A 1,042-nucleotide genomic window follows, 5' to 3' on the forward strand; every position below is an offset into this window, starting at 1 on the left:
CCGATCGGTTTCCACTGTTGATCTTGGCGTGGCGACAACCAGAAGCAGCTGGCTGCTGACGGGCCTGTGCCTGGTCTGCGTCGCGACGGCGCTTTGCCTGCGGCCTGAGCGATATCTTCTGCTGTCCATAAAGTACTTCGGGACATTCCTCGGCTTGCTGCCGGTGCTGCTGGTGGTTGGCCTCGGGTTGACGGCATTGGTGTATGGCGGGCCCAGGCCGACAAGATTCATGGTGCACATACTCAAGGAACGCGGGCCGGCGGCCGCGCGGGTCGTCTTGCTATTCTTTCTCGGCATCATCGCTTTCACGACATTCAGGATCACCATACCGGAGATCGTGCCTTACTATGCCGATCCCATGCTGGCCGACCTCGATCGTTGGCTGCACGGCGTCGATCCTTGGGTATGGACGCACGGCATCGTTTCAGAGCCCGCCTCCATGCTGGTTTTCAAGGCCTATATGTCCTGGTGGTTCATGCAATGGCTTGGCGTCGTGCTCTTCGTCGCCTTCTGGAAGAGTTCCGCCCTGCGCATCCGGAATCTCTGGTCGTTCGCGATCACCATGGTGTTGTGTGGCACCGTTCTTCCAATCATGCTGTCATCCAGCGGGCCGATATTCTACGACCGGTTCTATGGCGGCAGCCGATTTGCCGGGGTGCTCGCAGCGCTGATGGCAGACCCGTATGCCTTGCCGGTGCGGTTCGCCGCCAGCTATCTGCTCGATGCACACGACAGCGGCCGCTCCGCGCTGGGCAGCGGCATCACGGCGATGCCCAGCATGCATGTCGCCATCGTCACGCTCAATGCCTTCTTCCTCACCGGCTTTGGTCGCCGCTGGGCCGTTGCAGGCTGGTCGTTCGCCGCACTCATCCTGTTCGGCTCGGTCTATACCGGCTGGCACTATGCCGTGGACGGCTACCTGTCGATCCTCGTGGTCTCTCTGCTCTGGTACCTGACCGGACGCTTCGTTCTACCGGCATCCGGGCAGCAGGCTTCCGACGTGGCCCAACAGACTTCCGATACGGGATTGGCGGCCCCTAAT

Annotated in this window: 1 protein-coding gene; it reads left to right on the forward strand. The window is 61.3% G+C overall.

Annotated features, from left to right (window positions below; genetic code table 11):
* Nucleotides 1-1,042: phosphatase PAP2 family protein (locus tag FJ980_RS34150; RefSeq protein WP_140547729.1), on the forward strand; the 1,042-nt coding region annotated here is incomplete at both ends.

This window comes from Mesorhizobium sp. B1-1-5, from assembly GCF_006443065.1.
Taxonomy (GTDB): Bacteria; Pseudomonadota; Alphaproteobacteria; order Rhizobiales; family Rhizobiaceae; genus Mesorhizobium.